Here is a 19,565-nt window from a genome sequence, read left to right on the forward strand (position 1 = left end):
TGATAATAAATTTTCCTTTGAACCGTCTTATTGTTATTAAAATGCGTCCTTCTTGCACTAGTTTTTATTCTTAATTATCTATTTTTTAATTATTTACTTTTGCAGTAATTTTTTATTTTTATAATTTTATCCGTTTTATTTTTAGCTCAGAATTCCCTATCTGATAAATCTAGAGTACAAAAAAAGCAGGTTTCACTATAGGCGAAACCTGCAATAAAATGTGAGGATATGTGATTAGTGTAAACTGTTGGTAAATCAGGCGAATATTAGATGGTAGTTTCTCTATCTAAGTAGTTTTAATGAAAACGTCATATTAGCGCTGAATCAATTTCTTAGGTTGTAGACGGCCATTTAAGCTTACAGACCCCAAACCAAGGAACTCTCCCTGCTCATTGAGTAAACGTATATCAATAGGTATTTCATGCTCTAGTAGCTGAGGTACATCAGGCTCAGTATCAGCTCCAACTTCACTACTAGTGATAGCGTTATCGTCGATATCACTAGAGCTATTATTAGACAGTTGGTTAGCAACCATACTAGCAACATAATCCTTGAGATTACCTGTTAGCTCATTAAATACGTTTAGACGCTGTCCCATATGTACACGGACGCATTGCTCCTCTGTCAGAGTTAGCTCAGCGTCGATATTAATACACGCGTCGATAGGTAGCAGCCAAGACTGACGTTCCTCTAAACTATTCTCTTCTAATGACGATAAAACGATAGCATTTTCAACACCGAATTTACCTACTTGTGTACGGCGTAATGCCGTCAAATGTCCTAGCGTACCTAGCCGCTTTGCAATATCTTCCGCTAATACACGTACGTAGGTACCTTTAGTACAAGTGACCGTCAGATTAATCTGAGTATCATCTATCATCTGTAGATTGATTGCTTTGATTGTGATATCTCTAGACGGTCTGTCAACCTCAATACCAGCGCGAGCATATTCATAAAGCTTTTTGCCATCTTTCTTTAGTGCTGAATACATCGGTGGTGTTTGCTGCTGAGCGCCCAAGAACTGCTGTGCAATAGTCGCTAATAAAGAATCATCAAATTCTGGAATAGACGCTTGTGTGACAACTTGCCCATCAGCATCGCCAGTATCGGTTTGGCTACCCAACAAGATGGTTGCTTGATAAGCTTTGTCAGCATCGAGTTGATAATGGCTATACTTAGTGGCTTCCCCTAAGCAAATAGGTAATAGACCAGTTGCCATTGGATCAAGTGTGCCTGTATGCCCCGCTTTTTTACTATCGTGGATCGGTGACTTAAATAAATACTTCACTTTTGACACGACTTGCTGTGAGGTCATACCTTTGGGCTTATCTACTAAAATGACACCTGAAACTTTCACTTTTTCAGATGCTTTATTAGCTTTTTTACCAGCTTGCTTAGACGCTATAGACATAATAGTAATTTACTCGTCATTCTCGTTTTGCTCAGTTTTGGTCACGGCTTTGCTAATCAAGTCCATCATATAATTACCACGTGCAGTCACTTCATCATAATGAAAACGTAGGCGCGGTGTAGTACGTGTTTTTAAACTATGGCTTAATTCCGTACGCAAAAAACCTGCCGCTTTATTCAATACCTTGACGCTTTCTTCATGATTGGTCTTACTCATAGCATCATTGAGCTCAGGCTCCATAATGGTGACATAGACATCGGCGTAGCCTAAATCTGGGCTAACTTTGACGCTAGAAATAGTGACAAAACCTGTCAGACGAGGATCATTAACTTCATCACGAATAAGAACAGCAAGCTCACGCTGAATCTGATCCGACAATCTTTGTAAACGTTGGTTCATGTTGTTACCTTACTTTAATGGGCTTATTTTACTAATGTATAAGTCTGCTTATTAATAAATTTAGTACTTATATATGCTAAAAAAGGCCTAGCAGGATGTACCTGTTAGGCCTAAGTACAGCTGAATCGGAGAAAAGTATCTAAAAAGCTCAGCGGATTGCGCATATTGCATTAATACATACTCTGCTATTAGACAGCAGCTTTAGATAGTACGTGCGAACTCTTGGATTTCAAAGACTTCGATCTTATCGCCAGCTTCGACATTATAGCCACGAACAGCCAGACCACATTCGATACCAGTACGTACTTCATTAACGTCTTCTTTGTAACGACGCAATGACTGCAATTGACCAGTAAAGATAACTTGGTCATCACGCAATACGCGGATAGGCTTGTTGCGATAAATGGTACCTTCGACCACCATACAACCTGCTGCAGCACCGAACTTACTAGAACGGAATACTTCGCGAACGTCTGCAACACCAAGGATTTTCTCACGATGTTCAGGAGCAAGCATACCACTCATTGCTGATTTCACATCATCGATCAAACCATAGATTACACTATAGTAGCGAATATCCATGTTAGCAGTGTCTGCTTTACGGCGTGCGGTAGCATCTGCACGAACGTTGAAGCCTAATAGTACCGCTTCGCTGGACTCTGCAAGTGTTACGTCAGATTCAGAGATAGGACCAACGCCTGAACTGATGACTCGGACCTTCACTTCGTCAGTAGACAGCTCATTCAAGGCAGCTAGTAGTGCTTCAAGAGAACCACGTACATCTGTTTTCAATACAATATTCAAGAACGACACATCGCCTTGGCCCATCTGATCAAACATGCTTTCTAAACGCATGGCGTTCTGACGTTCGAGTTGACGTTCACGCTCACGGTTGGTTCTAAAGTCCGCAACTTCACGAGCTTTCTTCTCATCCGTTACTACTAAGAATTCACTACCAGCAGCAGGTGTTTCAGGCAGACCTAAAATCTCTACAGGAATAGAAGGACCAGCTGACTTAATACGCTGACCATTCTCGTCTGTTAGCGCACGAACCTTACCATACTGCTCACCAGCCAAGACTAAATCGCCTTGTTTCAATGTACCTTTTTTCACTAGTACACTAACGACAGGACCACGACCTTTCTCAAGTCTTGACTCAATAACAACACCTTGAGCAGCACCATCTAATGGCGCTTCTAGTTCCATTAGCTCAGCTTGTAAGCTAATGAATTCTAGTAAATCTTCGATACCTTCACCAGTTTTAGCTGAGATACGGGCCATCGGTGTATCGCCACCCCATTCTTCTGAAACAACTTCTTTCGTCGTCAATTCATTAAGAACGCGGTCAGGGTCAGCGCCTGGCTTATCCATTTTGTTGATAGCTACAATAATTGGCGTACCAGCAGCACGTGCATGATCGATTGCTTCTGCTGTTTGTGGCATCATACCATCATCAGCTGCAACAACAAGTACAACGATATCAGTCGCTTGAGCACCACGTGAACGCATCGCGCTAAACGCGGCGTGACCTGGAGTATCAAGGAAAGTAATGACACCGCGATCAGTTGTTACATGGTAAGCACCGATATGCTGAGTAATACCGCCAGCTTCACCGTTCGCAACTTTCGTTTCACGAATCTTGTCTAACAACGATGTCTTACCATGATCGACGTGACCCATGATAGTTACTACTGGTGGACGAGTCTGAACGTTACTACTACGCTCATCGACCGCATACTGTAAGTCATCTTCGACTTTGGTATCGCTAACTGGTACTGGGTTATGACCCATTTCTTCCACAAGCAAACTTGCAGTTGCCTGATCAATCGTATCTGACTCACGAGCCATTTCGCCCATTTTCATGAGTAGTTTAGTGACTTCACGAGCCTTGACTGCCATACGTTGAGCAAGATCAGCAACTGAAATTTGCTCGCTAATCTCAACGTCATAGACAATTTTTTCAACAGGTTTTTCAAACTTATGCTGTGAGGCTTGAGTTGAACGTAAACCGTTTTTGCGGTTTTTAATTTCGCGCTCATCTTGGTTCTTACGACGACGACCACGAGTACCAGTACTGTTGGAGCCACGCTTAATTTCACGACGCTCTTTTTCAAAAGACTCTTCTAGTGCATCACCGACCAAGCCTTCAGCCAATGGCTCATCTTTACGGACTTCAGTAACAGGATCACGATCTGTATATTTACCAGCCATTTTACGCATTTGCTCAAGCGTACGCTTTTGCGCTTCTTCAGCTTGTGTGCGGCGGGTTTCTAGTTCGATTTCACGAAGACGCGCTTCTTCTTTTTCACGTGCTTCACGCGCTTTACGCTCAGCAGCTGTCTCAACTTTAGGCTTAGTTGCAGCGACTTTTTTCTTCGACTGTTCTTTAGGCTTAACTTCGACAGTCGCTTTACCGCCTTTTTTGACAACAACTGATGTAGAGATGTCGTCGTTTTTTTCATCTGATTTTTTGCTAGAGCCTAAGCTTGCACGCATTGCTGCTAAGGTTGCTGCTTGACGTTCTTCAGCTTTTTTCTTAGTAGCGGCACGCTCTTCAGCTTCTTTCGCGGCACGTTCTTGAGACTCAACCAGAGCCTGTTCACGAGCTGCTAGCTCTTCAGCCATTTTTTCTGGATTAGGCTTTTCAAATACTTTCTTTTTACGTACTTCTACGTTAACGCTCTTAGATTTACCAGAAGAGCCAGTCACACGGGCGGTACTGGTCGTTTTAGATTTAAGACTAATACGACGCTTTTCTTGTTGACCATGACTTTGCTTTAAATGCGTCACCAGCTTTTCTTGCTCAAGCTCGGTGACTAGGTCATCCTCTGCGCGAGCAGGCAGGCCAGCATCTACTAATTGCTGCTTTACAGCATCTGTAGTTTTGCCTACCATTTCTGCCAGTTCTTTGACGGTCTTATCTGCCATTTATTATCACCTACTGTCTATTATTTGCTATATGTTCAATTCAGTTGTTGGCTACAAATGATTGGGTTAAGGCTAGTACCTACAACATGTAAGCGCTAGCACTTTATTCTCAATAGCATATCACCAAAAGACAGCGATATGCAGTTACCGCTTATTCATCGAACCAAGATTCCCGAGCTTTCATGATGAGTTTTCCTGCAGTTTCAGAGTCTAATCCTTCGATATCTTCTAGATCGAAGACGGCTTGTTCTGCCAAGTCATCAACAGTGATGATGTCTTTTTGTGCCATTTTATAGGCCCAGCTGACTGTCATACCTTCAAGCTCTTGAAGCTCTTGACTCGGCTCTTTCATGTTCTGTTGTTTGACCAATTCATCAGCAATGACAACTTCTTTAGCACGCTCTTGAATCATATCGATCGCTTCATCGTCTAGACCTTCGATATCATAGAAAGTCTCGACTGGTACGTAGGCTACTTCCTCAATACTGGTAAATCCAATATCAACCAATGCCTGTGCTAAATCTTGGTCTACTTCTAGGCGCTCATAAAATAATTCGATAAACGCTTTAGATTCATTTTCTTGACGCTGCTTGTACTCTTCTTCAAGCATCATATTAAGCTTATAGCCCGTTAGCTCAGATGCTAGACGTACGTTTTGACCTTGTGAGCCAATAGCACGCGCCAATTGGTCATTGGTGCTAAAGATAATATCTGCTGTTTGAGCATCTTCGTCTAAAATGATACTGCTGACATCAGCAGGCTCTAAAGAGCTAATAATAAACTGAGCAGGATCATCTGACCACACCACGACATCGATGCGCTCACCGTCCAACTCTTGCTGTACTGCTTGGATACGTGTACCACGCATACCAATACAAGCACCAACTGGATCAATACGGTGATCATTGGTCTTCACAGCTATTTTAGCACGAGTACCTGGCAGACGAGCCACATTACGGACTTCAATAATTTGTTCTGCAATCTCAGGTACTTCTTTTTGCATTAATGCTGAAAGCATCTCAGGATGAGTACGAGATAACAGTAACTGTGCACCGCGGTTTTCACGGTTTACGTGGTACAAGATGGCGTTGATGCGAGATTTTGCACGTAATTGCTCACGTGGTAACATTTGATCACGTGATAAGTACCCTTCAGTATTATCTCCTAGATCAATGATATAGCCATCACGTGTCTGTTTTTTGACTTCGCCATACATCATCTCACCAACACGTGGCTCAAAGGCATCTGCAACAAGTGCACGCTCAGCTTCACGAATTTTTTGAATGATGACTTGCTTGGCTTGCGTAGCAGCAATACGACCAAATTCAATTGATTCAATCTGCTCTTCTTTAATATCACCGATTGACCACTCTTCCTGATCAAGATCTGTGATAGCAAGCTGACAAGCTGGCATTTCATGGTCTTCATCTGCAACCACTGTCCAGTAACGATAAGTATCGTAATCGCCAGTTGCACGGTCGATCGCTACCCGTACAGCCACTTCTGGCTGCTCGGTATATACTTTTTTCTTAGTCGATACCACCAAAGCATCTTCAATTGCTTCAAAGATATCTTCAGGATTTAAGCCCTTTTCATTACTGACAGTTTCTACTACCGTTAAGATTTCACGACTCATGCTATACCTGTCCTATCATTTTTTAATTGACTTAAATTTTATAATTTGTGTGCTGCTATTATATAGTTGCTATAAGCCACATAAGCTATTGGAAGATAAAACTGTCTATAAACAGTTATCCTAGTAAAAATCTAGGCATCTTCATAAATCAAGTTGGCTTTATCAATATTACTCAATGCAATCTCAAACTGCTCGCCATCACTTGACGTTAGTTTTAGAGAACTTTCATCAATACTATCTAGAGTACCTGTGGCCTTACGACGCTTTTGATCGCCTGTGCCAATAGCTTGAATGAGACGCAAGCTCACCGTTTGGCCAACATATGCATGCATTTGCTCATCTGAGAAAAACGCACGGTCAAAACCAGGCGAAGACACTTCTAAGATATACTCACCAGCGATAGGATCATGAACTTCTAAAATACCGCTTACTTGGTGGTTAACTGCTGCACAGTCTTCAATCGTTACTTGTTTATCTTGGGCTTGCTCTTCTGGCAGTGCCTCAATATAGATACGTAGTAAAGAGCGACGACCTTGTGGCGCAAATTCGATACCCCATAGTGACACATCACAGGCGGCCACGGCAGGAGCAATAATATTAGTCAGTTCTGCAACTTTAGTCGAAAGCTTCATAATCTTTTTGTATTTTCCTATTTACTTATCTATCGTACTTAGTAAACCGTATTAAAGATCGACGCTTATCTATATATAATAATCTTATGATGATAAGAGTCACGGTCAGTATATAATTTTGAATCACAACTATATGATACATATTGTGCATTTATATAAGGACGAGCGTAAAAAACATCAAGCTCGACCAAACAATGCTTTTATTATTTATAAAGCACTACTATCGATGAAAGTATGAGGAATAAAAGATAGTGTTGCTTAAGAAGCACCGTGCCGGTAGCGGCCGATGATGACCAGTGACGAGTAATATCGTACTCTATAGACTTAGAGCTTAGCATAAGTAGGATAGATACCGCGATAACACTGACCTTCAGATACAAAAAAACCCACAAACATAATGGTGGGCTAATCGGTACTGACAAATTTAGTGTACAAAACATCAGTATAAAAAGTGGTAGCGGGGGCTGGATTTGAACCAACGACCTTCGGGTTATGAGCCCGACGAGCTACCAGACTGCTCCACCCCGCATCAATCTAGAACGCATATTATAGGGAGGTTTAATAGAAGTGTCAATACTTTTTTTAAATTAATTATAAATTAAGTATTATCTGCTAAAAATCCAACCTGACGCTATGCTGCGTCTATAAAACTTGGTGCGATTGGGGGGACTTGAACCCCCACAGCTTTCGCCACCACCCCCTCAAGATGGCGTGTCTACCATTCCACCACAATCGCATTGTACTACTCTGTCTCTATCGTCCAATCTATAATTAATGATGCTTAAGGTAGGCACCTATAGAACAGGAGTTGCGAAAACAGGAAGGCATTGTAAATCTAACCTACCAAAATAGCAAGTGCTGCCTACTTAAAAGAGGCTTACTCAGAATGTTGAGTCATTGGACGCGGCGTTTGCGGTGCTGAAACTGGCGCATCTAGACGAAACTGATCTTCTGCTTGCTTACGAGCATGAACGGCAAGCGTCATACTAGTAATAAAAAATATGACCGTCAGAACTGCCGTAGCACGTGTCAAGAAGTTAGCAGTTCCTGCTGCGCCAAACACGGTACCTGATGAACCGGCACCAAAAGAAGCTCCAGCGTCTGCCCCTTTACCATGCTGTATCAGAATCAAGCCGATCATGGCAATGGCCACAATAATATGCAGGGCTAATATAAACGTAAACATGGTGGCCTCTTTTGCCGCGTAATGACGACTGATAACGAAAAATAAAACGTAAAGTTAATAGAATGATAATCGATATTGTCAAATACCAAATCGATTATATAAATAAGGCGCATTGTACACGATTGCAAGGGCAGTGTTAAACCTACTTTTACCAACCAATAAAACCATACTGTCTATAAGCTATGATCTTGATATCTGAACGTTATTTATTCAATTAAGCATTGGCTTGGTCAAAAGCGTCGGTAATCGCTAGAAAGCTATCTGCTTTTAACGAAGCACCGCCCACCAATGCACCATCGATCATAGCGTCAGCAGCAAAGCTATTGGCATTATCAGCGTTGACACTACCACCATACAGTACAGTGATCGTATCTGTGATATCAGCAAAGCTTGCAACCGTTTGTTTGATATACTGATGAGTCTTGCTCACTTCTATCACAGTAGGCACTTTACCTGTACCAATCGCCCATACAGGTTCGTAAGCGACGAGCAATTTTTCAGATAACGATGGTGCTAAATCTGGCTGCTGAGTCAATAAGTTCTTAATAACTGAGAGTTGCTCATTGATAACATCGAGTGTTTGACCATTGTCATACTGCTCTTGTGTTTCGCCAATGCAAAACACCACACCTAAGTTTTGAGAAAACGCATGAGACAATTTGTTTATCAAGCATTTATGAGACTCTTTGTGGTATTGGCGACGCTCAGAGTGGCCTAACAATGTCCAAGTAGCACCTGCATCTGCTACCTGCTGTGCTGAACAGTCACCAGTATAGGCACCTGTACTTGCACTATGAGTACTGACATCCTGAGCTGCACAAAGTATTGAGCTATCTGCTAGACGCGTACTCACTGTATTTAAATGAACACAACTTGGCGCTACCATTAATTTGCAGCGATTTTTTGACGTTTGCGTATTAGCCTTTTTTTCAGAGTCCACTTTAGTCAATAAGTCGTCCAACAGTTCGTTGACAGCATTATTAGTCGCAGGATTCTGTTTCCAGTTGCCAATTACCCAAGCTTGCATATTTATTTACCTTGTCTCATGTATTCATGCCAATTCGGCTAATATGCGCGTCAGTATAACAAATAATTCGCAAGTGCTATAGTAGCGTGCAACCATGAGCAAAATCACTTCTATAAACTTACCTACAAATAAGGTAGTAACAGACAAGTATTTCTACGAGCTAGTCGTTTAATGGTATATATAAACTTTTCAAACTAAAGTAAAGTTCTATACTACTAAGTTCTTAAGCTCAAATATTATAGATAGTGCTATACGTAAATGCATAAGAAGACAAAACAACTAAAATCGTTAAAGTGCTTCGCCGACTAATAACGACAATTATATAGCGTGTAATACCAAGCAGGTCTACAGAATACTTCGTATTAAAGGAGAGGTCAGAATGTCTATCGCAACCAGTAAGTACGGTGGTCTAGCGCAGCAACTCATTAGTGACGGTGTTGTTAGCGAAGCAAATATGAAGACGGCACAGGTTGAGTCGCAGCAGCAAAAAATAGGACTGGTACCTTATTTGGTAGATAACAAACTGGCCGACGCTTATCATCTTGCTCAAATGCTATCCCAAGCCTTCGGGGACCCTCTATTCGATCTCGATGCATTAAACGTTGATATCATCCCAAAAGGTTTGGTTGATGAAAAAATTGTTCGTAAGTTTAATGCTTTGCCACTCTTTAAACGAGGGCAGCGCCTATTTGTTGCGTTAAGTGATCCGACACGTGTAGATGCTATTGATGCAATTGCCTTTAACTCTCGATTATCGATAGAAACCGTCATCGTTGAAGAAAATAAGCTCAAAAAACGTATCGAAAGTGCGTATGCAGATACAATGCAAAGCTTTGATAGTTTCTCTGATAGTGATTTGAACGTTGACTTTGAAGACGGTGACGAAGATAAAGAGGATGGTGAAACTAAGCTAAACGACAGTGTCGATGAAGCACCTGTTGTAAAGTTCGTCAATAAAATGCTAGTCGATGCTATCCGTATGGGCGCCTCTGATCTGCATTTTGAGCCCTATGAAAAATCTTTTAGAGTACGCTTTCGCGTTGATGGTGTGATGCAAAAAATGGCTAACCCACCTGTTCAACTTGCAAATAAAATCGCAGCACGCTTGAAAGTCATGTCTCAGATGGACATATCAGAGCGCCGAGTGCCACAAGATGGACGTATCAAACTAAAAATCTCTAAAAACAAAGCGATTGATTTTCGAGTGAACTCACTACCAACGTTGTTTGGTGAGAAAATTGTTTTGCGTATTCTTGATCCATCGTCAGCGATGTTAGGTATCGATGCATTAGGATATGAACCAGATCAACAAGAAATGTTTTTGGAAGCTTTGCACAAGCCGCAAGGCATGTTGTTGATCACGGGTCCTACTGGTTCTGGTAAGACAGTCTCCCTTTACACTGGTATCAATATTTTAAATACTGGAGCAACCAATATCTCAACGGCTGAAGATCCGGTCGAGATCAATCTTGAAGGAATCAACCAAGTTAACGTTAACCCTAAAGTTGGTTTAACGTTTGCCAATGCACTCAAATCTTTTTTACGTCAGGATCCTGATATTGTCATGGTCGGTGAGATTCGTGATCTTGAAACTGCTGAGATTGCCATTAAAGCAGCACAAACTGGTCATATGGTTCTTTCTACTTTGCATACCAACTCAGCACCTGAAACATTAACGCGTTTACGTAATATGGGCGTTGCCTCTTTCAATATTGCCACTTCAGTCAACTTAGTCATTGCCCAGCGCTTAGCACGACGCCTCTGTCAGAATTGTAAAAAACCTATTAGTATTCCAAGGCAAAGTTTATTAGAGATTGGTTTTACTGATACTGACTTAGATAATACTGATAATGTCATTTATGAACCAGTCGGCTGTAATGAGTGCCGTGAAGGGTATAAAGGTCGTGTGGGTATTTATGAGGTGATGAAAGTCAGTCCTGATATTTCACGCATCATTATGGAAGATGGCAATGCGATAGATATCAAGGACGCTGCCATTAAAAATGGATTCCGAGACTTGCGCCGTTCTGGGATTTTAAAAGTGTTGCAAGGCGTCACAAGTATTCAAGAAATGATGAGGGTGACTTCTGAGTAAAGATCAGAAGTATAGACTCTTATTTAGATTATAAATTTTAACTACTAGATGATTTATAATCTAGTAACTCTTGTTATCAGATGTTCCTAAAAATAAAACAGATAAACACTGGTTTTTTGCGCTAAAATAAAGTATGCCTGACTAGTACCTTAAGTCTGGTATTCTATTGTAGATTTGCAATATATCTTGGACAATTTTAAGGGTAGTAACATGGCAAAAGCTAAGACCGATATGTTGTTAGATTTTGTTTACGACGGTGTAAACCGACGCGGCCAAAAGGTAAAGGGCGAAACCACCAGTCGTAACTTAGAGCTGGCGAAAGCAACCTTACGTAAGCAAGGAATCACGGTTAAAGGGATTAAGAAAAAGCCAAAACCACTCTATACCTTCAAAAAACCTATTAAAGCCATCGATATTGCTATTTTTGCTCGGCAATTAGCAACAATGATGAAAGCAGGTGTACCGTTAACACAGTCTTTTGAAATTGTCGCCGACTCCCTTGATAACCCAAGTATGAAAGACTTAGTATTGCAAATAAAAGCAGATATTGAAGCTGGTGGCACTTTTGCCTCTGCTTTGCGCAAGCATCCTCGATATTTTGACGACCTGTTTTGCTCACTTGTTGAGTCTGGCGAGCAGTCAGGCGCACTTGAAACCATGCTTGAGCGTGTAGCTACTTATAAAGAAAAAAGTGAGCTCTTAAAAGCAAAAATTAAAAAGGCAATGAAGTACCCTATTGCTGTAATCATAGTAGCTATCATTGTTACTATGATTCTACTAATAAAAGTAGTGCCTGTATTCTCTGACTTATTTAGCTCATTTGGTGCAGAGCTGCCCGCCTTTACTCAAATGGTTGTTGGTATGTCTGAATGGATGCAGGCATGGTGGTTCATCTTGATTATTGTTATCGGCGGTGCAATCATCGGTTTCTCAGAGACCAAAAAACGCTCTAAGAAATTCCGTGACCTCTTAGACCGTGCTGTCTTAAAAGCGCCCATATTTGGCAACATCGCTTATCAAGCAATTATCGCCCGTTTTTCTCGTACACTATCTACGACTTTTGCTGCTGGCGTGCCACTTATTGATGCTCTAGACTCTACTGCTGGCGCGACCAATAATGTCGTATTTTACAATGCTACTCAGCAGATTAAAAACGATGTCTCTACCGGTCAGCAGTTACAATTCTCTATACGTTCGACCAACTTGTTTCCAAGTCTAGTCATTCAAATGGTTGGCATTGGCGAAGAGTCTGGTAGTTTGGAAGAAATGCTGGATAAAGTTGCTGTCTACTACGAAAACGAAGTTGATAATGCTGTTGATGGTTTGACCAGCTTGATGGAGCCAATGATTATGGCAGTACTAGGTGTACTGGTGGGCGGTTTGGTTATTGCAATGTACTTACCAATCTTCCAAATGGGTTCAGTCGTAGGATAATGATTTGATGCAATTTATACAGTTATTACAAGAAAACATTACCCTAGCTTTGTTCGTATTTGGCCTATTAGGTCTTTGCGTTGGCAGTTTTCTAAATGTTGTGATTCATCGCATACCACTCATGATGGTGTATGGTTGGAGACAAGAGTGTAGCCAGTTTATGTCTGATCAATCAGATTTGCCACGCGAGCATACGCTACCGATAGCAAATGTTGTAGCTGCTGACCAACCGATCACTCTAAGTCGACCTGCCTCACGCTGCCCGCATTGTGCACATAAAATTAAGTGGTATGAAAATATACCTTTAATAAGCTGGCTTTTACTACGTGGACGCTGTTCAAGCTGTAGAGCAGCCATTGGTCTGCGCTACCCTCTCGTTGAGTTAGTAACTGCCCTGCTGTCCGTATTAGTAATATATAAATTTGGTGTGAATACTACAGGCTTGTCCGCATTGGTTTTGGTATGGACACTTGTGGCTCTAACAGGTATAGATTTTGATACGCAGCTACTACCTGATCGTTTGACTTTTCCATTGGCAGGCTTGGGGTTGGCTGTAAATTCACAAAGCTGGTTTGTCACGCCAACACAATCGATATGGGGGCTACTACTGGGGTTTTTATCGCTCTGGATAGTAGTAAAAATCTTTTACTTGATCACTAAGAAACATGGAATGGGTCAGGGAGATTTCAAACTACTAGCAGTATTAGGTGCTTGGCTTGGACCTATGATGTTACCCTTGATTATTCTTCTATCGTCTTTACTTGGTTCTATCGTTGGGTTGATTTTGATGAAAAAACAGGGTGAAAGCCGACCTTTTGCTTTCGGGCCTTATATCGCTATTGCAGGTATTGTTGCATTGTTATACGGATCAGATATTGTTAGCTGGTATCTTGGTATGTATGTTTAATAGTTGATAGCGTACACTAGATTATTGTAGTAAATTTCAGCAGTGACTCATGAACGAAACCTCAAAAGATCGGTTGTGATTTTATAGCTGCATTCATTGTTCTATCTGTCAGATAAGTCATTATTATGTCAAAAAATACATCACCTTATTATTCACATCAACCACAAACCCCGCAACCAAAAAATAAAAAGCTCGTAGTCGGTTTGACGGGTGGTATCGGTAGTGGTAAATCTGCCGCTAGTGCTTGGTTTGCTGAGCAAGGCATCGATATCATTGATGCAGACGTGATCGCCCATGAGATTGTCGCCAAAGGCAGCGCTACTCTACGGAAAATCCAGAAAAAATTTGGTGATTGGATATTGACGGATGATGGCGTCATGGATAGGGCTACTGTACGTACGCATGTATTTGCAAACCCTGAGGCGCTGATTGAGCTTGAGGCTATCACTCATCCAGCGATACGTGAGACGGCAAAAGCACAGTTAGATGCCAGTACTTCACCGTATATCATCCTGTCAGCGCCTCTACTTATCGAGGCGGCAGAAGCGGGACTGGCCAATTTATGTCAACGTATTTTGGTAATGGATGCAACCGAAGACACGCAGCTTGCGCGTGCCAGTCAGCGCGATGATCAAAGCATACAAAAGATCAAAGCCATTATGACCAACCAGCTTAGTCGTGAAGAGCGCAATCGTCATGCAGACAATGTCATACTCAATGAGAGCGACCTTGCCTCTCTATATCTACAACTAGAACCTTTACATCAAGAATACCTTACGCTTGCCCAGCAGCTAAAGTTCGCTGGCGATTAACCTCATACAATGCCATCCCAGTAGCAACACTCACATTTAGGCTCTGTAGATTGCCATGCTCGTTTCCTGACATTGGAATATAAACCAACTCATCACAGCTCTCCATTGTCAGGCGACGCATACCCTCGCCTTCTGAACCCATAATGATAGCGGTCTTGCCAGTCAGGTCAACGGCATGTATTGGCTTGGCATCTTCGTTAAGTGCTGTACCAAATACGAAAACGCCTGCATTTTTGATCTGCGATAACGTGCGTGCCAAGTTCGTAACGCTCACGATCGGCATCATCTCTGCTGCGCCAACCGATACTTTAGCGACTGTTGGCGTTAGACTCGCTGCATGGTGTTTTGGACAAACCACCGCGTCTACACCCATAGCCACTGCAGTACGTAAGCAAGCACCAAAGTTATGTGCATCTGTGATTTGATCTAGTACTAATAATAAGCACTGTTCACGACCAATAATAGTATCAAGCAAACCTTCATCAGCAAAACCTAACGGACGAGCATTGAGTACCACGCCTTGATGCTGCGGACTACCACACAACTGCGTTAGCTTGTCTTTTTGGGTTGGTTGGATACTAATGCCGTTTGCTTTCGCTTCGGCCATGATAGTCTGTACATGACTGTCACTCTCACGTCCTTGCTGTACAAACAAGCTAAGGCCATCAAGGGGACGATGTTCAAGTAACGCATCAATTGCATGAACGCCGTAATAATAAATGGGTTTTGCCATAATAGGCCTACTAAATATAAAGTGGATACCGCATTAAGCGATGGGATAAAAGAGAATGATGTTAGTTTAATGTTTCATAGCATCATTAATGATGTGAGAACAGCAAACTAAACGTCAAAAAAGAAATAAACAATACCAATCCGATATTGTTTATTTTCTTGAACAATTAATATGTGATAGAGCAAGCGCTAGAATAACAAGGCTTGAACACCCTACTAATGATATCAGCCTTCTAGATGACAGACATATTGAACAATCTCTTCAGTACGTAGATTAAAACCGCTATTACCTTCAACGACAAATGATTGACCTGCACGATAGTAACTAAACTCGTCATCACCATTAATCTTCACTTCGCACTCACCACTGGTGATTTCGATACGCTCAGAGGTATTGGTGCTAAAGTGATAATGCTCAACCAAGTTGTCACAAGGTAAGATAACGCCTAGCGTTTTATGGCGACCATCCTCGAACATAATGGTATGGCTTGAGCAGCGACCATCATAAGATACTGTCGCTTGGGCATTAACTGTTACGTTAGTAAATTGCGCCGCTGTCATAGTGGCTTCCTTATCAAATAATTATGGCAAAACTAAAAAATAAGCAACGGGTTAAAGTACCGACGGAGTTGCACCGGGCTTTAAATACGTGACCAGTAAGCAAACACGCCTGCTTTATGCACCTTACCCCTCTATAATAAATATCTGCGCGCTAAAGTAGTCACAGGTTCTATGAAAACGCTTTTGAATAATGATCGGGTAGTATGTTTTTACCACTATACGCCTACAATTTTACAAAATTATGACTTGTTATTAAGTTGCATAGCGCATCAAATTCATCAGAAGAGTTTATCATTATGTGAGATTATGCTACCACATTATATCTATAAAGTTTGTTAAAGCGACTGGGAAAATTCTATTTAATGCAAGTATCCACTGGTTCATTTAATACGTATTTAGTACTTCTATGAATGGATGCTAGCTCATTATTTTAGATATATTTTTATCATTATTAGTCCAAACACTTCTTCACATACTATGCTTATCTTTAGACACTCAATTATCTTAACGATTGATATCGTAGGTACTATATTGATGATTCATTGTCAGTTTTTGATAGTTTTATGGTAATCTCCCAATGATAAATTCTATTATACTTCATCTTAAAATTTGTATTTACGTACGTTTAACACCATACTATTTGCCTATAATATTTATCTAATTAGCACGACTAAATAGATAATTCCACCTCCTTATTTACCCTATTTATAGATGGCTTCTTGATGTTTATATGATGTCCATTTTTTATCATGAGAGGCGTTGATGCTAGTATCATTAACTTTACATCAGTTTGCGTTGATTGCTCAGCATGAGCTGAGCATGGCTGAAGGCTTTAATGTCATCACTGGTGAAACAGGCGCTGGTAAGTCGCTATTGCTAGATGCGTTATCCTTGTGTGTTGGTGAACGAGCAGACAGTGCGATGGTTAGGCATGGCGCCGCGCATGCAGATATCTACGCTCAATTTGATGTAGAAAATAACAGCGTCGTCGCTGAGTGGTTTGCCAAAAATGAGCGACCGCTAGAAGAGCCTGAAGTACTTATTCGTCGACAATTAAGTAATACTGGCCGCTCAAAAGCATGGTTAAATGGTTCACCGGTTAGCTTAGCGGAACTAAAGAGTTTAGGCACTTTGCTAGTCAACATACATAGCCAACATGCTCAGCAAGCATTGCTCAAACCGCAGTTTGTGGTGCAATGGCTTGATGAAATGGCACAGACAACACCGCTAGCTATACGAACTGCCAATAGCTATCAAGCCTATCAGCAGCTAAAACGTCGCGCGGATGACATAGCGAGCCGTGAAGCCCAACGTCAAGATCGTATTCAGCTGTTGCAGAGCCAATTAGCAGATATTGCGCCATTATTGGCTGTGGATTACGCAGAGGTTGAGTCTGAACACGAAGAGCTCTCTAACATTGAAGCCTTAATGCAAGAAGCCAGTCATGGCTTGCATTTACTCGACAATGATACTGATGAGCCAGATGTCATGACCTTGCTCGGGCAAGCGATCAAACTCTGTGACAACCAAGTAAGCGTTAGCCAAACGTTTGAACAAGCCTCTGAACAACTCTATCTAGCACAGCAGCAAATCACTGAAGTGACTGCCCTGCTATCAGATTATGCCGAACAACAGCTACCGGATCCTGAGCGTTTGCAAACACTAGACAACCTAATCAGCTTAGGACATCGTTTATCACGCAAGCATAGCTTGCCCGCGAGTGATTTAATTGATGAAGCAAAAGGCTGGGAAGCTCAATTAGAGCAGCTAGAGAACGAGCCAAGCAGTGATGTAATGGCAGCGCAAATTGAACAGGCTTGGCAAGATTATCTCGCTCTGGCCACACAGTTAAATAAAGAGCGCACCAAAGCTGCTCCGATCATTAGTAAACAACTCATCAAACAACTACAACCGCTTGCGCTACCCAATGCTCGCTGTGAATTTGTTTTTACCAAAAAAGCCGAACCTAGTCAGTACAATGCCCAAGGTTGCTACGATATTGACTTGTTATTCAGCGCCAATGTCGGTATGCCAATGCAGCCTCTACATAAAATAGCTTCAGGTGGTGAACTGTCACGTATGGCGCTCGTGATGCAAGTACTGCAGGCGACCAACGCTGATAACAATGCCGCTAAGCCTATGCTAGTATTTGATGAGGTCGATGTCGGTATCAGTGGCGGTACTGCGCAAGTGGTTGGCGAACTGCTACGCTCACTTGGCCAAACACAGCAATTACTGGCCATTACACACCAAGCACAAGTCGCGGCACAAGCGCATCAACATATCTTGGTACAAAAGCACCATCAAGAACAGACCGAAAGCGAGCTACTCATACTGACCGACAGTGCACAAGTAGACGAGTTGGCGCGTATGTCTGGTGGTGTCACTATCACCGATGTCACACGCGATCATGCCCGCAGCTTATTATCCGATGTTAAATAACTCTCTCTGTATGATATATCTAATGTCAAACAACCATCCGTTTTAATAAAACGGATGGTTGTTTGAGTCTGTGTGATAATCAATAGCAATTAGGATGAATCTTGCTTTTCTATTGATTATCACCATATAGTGGTCTTCCACCTTTATTATTAGGTTGCGTTTGTTTCTATGTCCAAAACCAATTTGACCCATCATTTTTTGATTGCAGCACCAGAGCTGTCAGACCCAAAGTTTGAGCAGGCACTTATATATATTTGCCGTCATGACAAGCATGGTGCGCTAGGTCTGATGGTTAATCGCCCACTTGAGCAATCTCGCGTAGGTAAGCTGCTAGAAGATTTAGATATTGAAGTGACCGACCCACAGGTGATGGAAGATGTGGCATTAGAAGGCGGTCCTATGTATCCTGAGGTTGGCTTTGTACTGCATACCGGTCAACCAGAATGGGCGTCTTCTTTTGCTATTTCAGAGAACGTTTGTATCACAACTAGCCAGGATATTCTAAAGCGTATCGCCGCAGGGCAAGGTGTCGGTCACTATCAGCTGTGCCTCGGACATGCTAGCTGGGGCAAAAAACAGTTGGACCAAGAGCTAAGTAATGGTGACTGGTTAGTTTGCCCTGCCGACCTGAATTTGTTGTTTGATACGCCGTTTGAAGAACGTTGGCAAATCGCAGCCGACAAAATTGGTGTCAATTTTGACTATCTTAGTAGTGACATAGGTCATGCGTAATATCATACGCTCTACAGATTTAGATAAAGACATAAGGGATAGCCATTACTATGGTAGATAGCATTTTTACAGCCAATAGCACAGAGGCTATAGGTGATGACATCGATATTGATACCCTCGATAGCAATAGCACTGCTAAAACTATTGAGCCAGAAGTAAAGCCGCATCTTATCTTGGCGCTAGATTACGGTGTCAAAAAGATGGGCATGGCGCTCGGTAATACTATTACGCAGACGGCGCGTGCCTTTGATATATTGGCAATGAATAATGGCCAGCCAGATTGGGACAATCTAATTGGCATCATCAAAGTTTGGGGCGTGGCGCAAGTCGTGGTCGGTTTGCCGCTTAATATGGATGGCACTAGCTCCATGCTTTCAAAACGAGCACACAAATTCGCTCGTCGTCTGGCCCATAGGGTGATGGAGCAACATCTACCAGTGACCGTATCATTGTGTGATGAGCGCCTGACCTCCATCGAAGCAAGAGAAATAGCATGGGACAATGGTTGGATCAAAAATGAACGCGACCCAATCGATGATATTTCTGCCTGTATATTGATGTCGACCTATTTTGCTGATCCTAATAGCAGTATCGCTATCGATGCAATCAAAGCAGAATAAAGCAGTTGAAT

At 41.9% G+C, this 19,565-nt stretch carries 16 protein-coding genes and 2 tRNA genes; 7 read left to right on the plus strand and 11 right to left on the minus strand.

What is annotated here, in order from left to right:
• Window positions 1-313: 313 nt before the first annotated feature.
• The 9 genes from truB to tpiA form a co-directional block, all read right to left on the minus strand.
• Window positions 314-1,411, minus strand: a complete 1,098-nt coding sequence (truB, locus tag ACT3QN_RS03285; protein WP_444528881.1) for a tRNA pseudouridine(55) synthase TruB — start codon at window positions 1,409-1,411, stop codon at window positions 314-316.
• A gap of 9 nt (window positions 1,412-1,420) precedes the next feature.
• The gene (locus ACT3QN_RS03290) at window positions 1,421-1,810 is read right to left on the minus strand and encodes a ribosome-binding factor A (protein ID WP_444528882.1); all 390 of its coding nucleotides are present in this window, start codon (window positions 1,808-1,810) and stop codon (window positions 1,421-1,423) included.
• Between the two features lie 201 nt (window positions 1,811-2,011).
• Complete coding sequence (gene infB / locus ACT3QN_RS03295; protein ID WP_444528883.1) at window positions 2,012-4,738, minus strand: translation initiation factor IF-2; 2,727 nt, start codon at window positions 4,736-4,738, stop codon at window positions 2,012-2,014.
• A gap of 151 nt (window positions 4,739-4,889) precedes the next feature.
• Entirely contained in the window at window positions 4,890-6,374 is a 1,485-nt protein-coding gene (gene nusA, locus ACT3QN_RS03300) for a transcription termination factor NusA (protein ID WP_444519995.1), read from the minus strand.
• A 131-nt stretch (window positions 6,375-6,505) separates the two neighbouring features.
• The gene (gene rimP / locus ACT3QN_RS03305) at window positions 6,506-7,006 is read right to left on the minus strand and encodes a ribosome maturation factor RimP (protein WP_444528884.1); all 501 of its coding nucleotides are present in this window, start codon (window positions 7,004-7,006) and stop codon (window positions 6,506-6,508) included.
• A 452-nt stretch (window positions 7,007-7,458) separates the two neighbouring features.
• Window positions 7,459-7,535 (minus strand) — tRNA-Met (locus ACT3QN_RS03310).
• Between the two features lie 123 nt (window positions 7,536-7,658).
• Window positions 7,659-7,742: transfer RNA gene (locus ACT3QN_RS03315), tRNA-Leu, on the minus strand.
• 141 nt (window positions 7,743-7,883) lie between these two features.
• Complete coding sequence (gene secG / locus ACT3QN_RS03320; protein WP_191114493.1) at window positions 7,884-8,192, minus strand: preprotein translocase subunit SecG; 309 nt, start codon at window positions 8,190-8,192, stop codon at window positions 7,884-7,886.
• Window positions 8,193-8,406: 214 nt separating this feature from the next.
• Window positions 8,407-9,219: a triose-phosphate isomerase gene (gene tpiA, locus ACT3QN_RS03325; RefSeq protein WP_444528885.1), complete on the minus strand. Its 813-nt coding sequence runs from the start codon at window positions 9,217-9,219 to the stop codon at window positions 8,407-8,409.
• A gap of 379 nt (window positions 9,220-9,598) precedes the next feature.
• On the opposite strand from tpiA, the gene pilB reads away from it, so the two are divergent.
• The 4 genes from pilB (at window position 9,599) to coaE (ending at window position 14,467) form a co-directional block, all read left to right on the plus strand.
• Window positions 9,599-11,314, plus strand: coding sequence for a type IV-A pilus assembly ATPase PilB (pilB, locus tag ACT3QN_RS03330; protein ID WP_444528886.1), 1,716 nt, complete (start codon window positions 9,599-9,601; stop codon window positions 11,312-11,314).
• 210 nt (window positions 11,315-11,524) lie between these two features.
• Window positions 11,525-12,748: a type II secretion system F family protein gene (locus ACT3QN_RS03335; protein ID WP_444528887.1), complete on the plus strand. Its 1,224-nt coding sequence runs from the start codon at window positions 11,525-11,527 to the stop codon at window positions 12,746-12,748.
• 7 nt (window positions 12,749-12,755) lie between these two features.
• Window positions 12,756-13,655 carry a prepilin peptidase gene (locus tag ACT3QN_RS03340; protein WP_444528950.1) on the plus strand — a complete coding sequence of 300 codons (900 nt, stop codon included), beginning with the start codon at window positions 12,756-12,758 and terminating at the stop codon, window positions 13,653-13,655.
• A 125-nt stretch (window positions 13,656-13,780) separates the two neighbouring features.
• Entirely contained in the window at window positions 13,781-14,467 is a 687-nt protein-coding gene (gene coaE / locus ACT3QN_RS03345) for a dephospho-CoA kinase (RefSeq protein ID WP_444528888.1), read from the plus strand.
• Here the strand turns inward: coaE and rlmB are convergent.
• Window positions 14,430-15,200 (minus strand): 23S rRNA (guanosine(2251)-2'-O)-methyltransferase RlmB, encoded by a 771-nt coding sequence (gene rlmB / locus ACT3QN_RS03350; RefSeq protein WP_444528889.1) that lies wholly within the window; start codon window positions 15,198-15,200, stop codon window positions 14,430-14,432. The genes coaE and rlmB overlap by 38 nt on opposite strands.
• 224 nt (window positions 15,201-15,424) lie before the next feature.
• Window positions 15,425-15,760 carry a pyrimidine/purine nucleoside phosphorylase gene (gene ppnP, locus ACT3QN_RS03355; RefSeq protein ID WP_057757729.1) on the minus strand — a complete coding sequence of 112 codons (336 nt, stop codon included), beginning with the start codon at window positions 15,758-15,760 and terminating at the stop codon, window positions 15,425-15,427.
• Between the two features lie 762 nt (window positions 15,761-16,522).
• On the opposite strand from ppnP, the gene recN reads away from it, so the two are divergent.
• From recN to ruvX, 3 genes are all read left to right on the plus strand, one after another.
• Window positions 16,523-18,202: a DNA repair protein RecN gene (recN, locus tag ACT3QN_RS03360; protein ID WP_444528890.1), complete on the plus strand. Its 1,680-nt coding sequence runs from the start codon at window positions 16,523-16,525 to the stop codon at window positions 18,200-18,202.
• Window positions 18,203-18,370: 168 nt separating this feature from the next.
• Window positions 18,371-18,934 (plus strand): YqgE/AlgH family protein, encoded by a 564-nt coding sequence (locus tag ACT3QN_RS03365; RefSeq protein ID WP_444528891.1) that lies wholly within the window; start codon window positions 18,371-18,373, stop codon window positions 18,932-18,934.
• Window positions 18,935-18,984: 50 nt separating this feature from the next.
• Window positions 18,985-19,554: a Holliday junction resolvase RuvX gene (ruvX, locus tag ACT3QN_RS03370; RefSeq protein ID WP_444523751.1), complete on the plus strand. Its 570-nt coding sequence runs from the start codon at window positions 18,985-18,987 to the stop codon at window positions 19,552-19,554.
• Window positions 19,555-19,565 lie beyond the last annotated feature (11 nt).

The sequence above is a fragment of the Psychrobacter sp. AOP7-C1-14 genome, assembly GCF_052376135.1.
In the GTDB taxonomy this organism is placed as follows: Bacteria; Pseudomonadota; Gammaproteobacteria; order Pseudomonadales; family Moraxellaceae; genus Psychrobacter.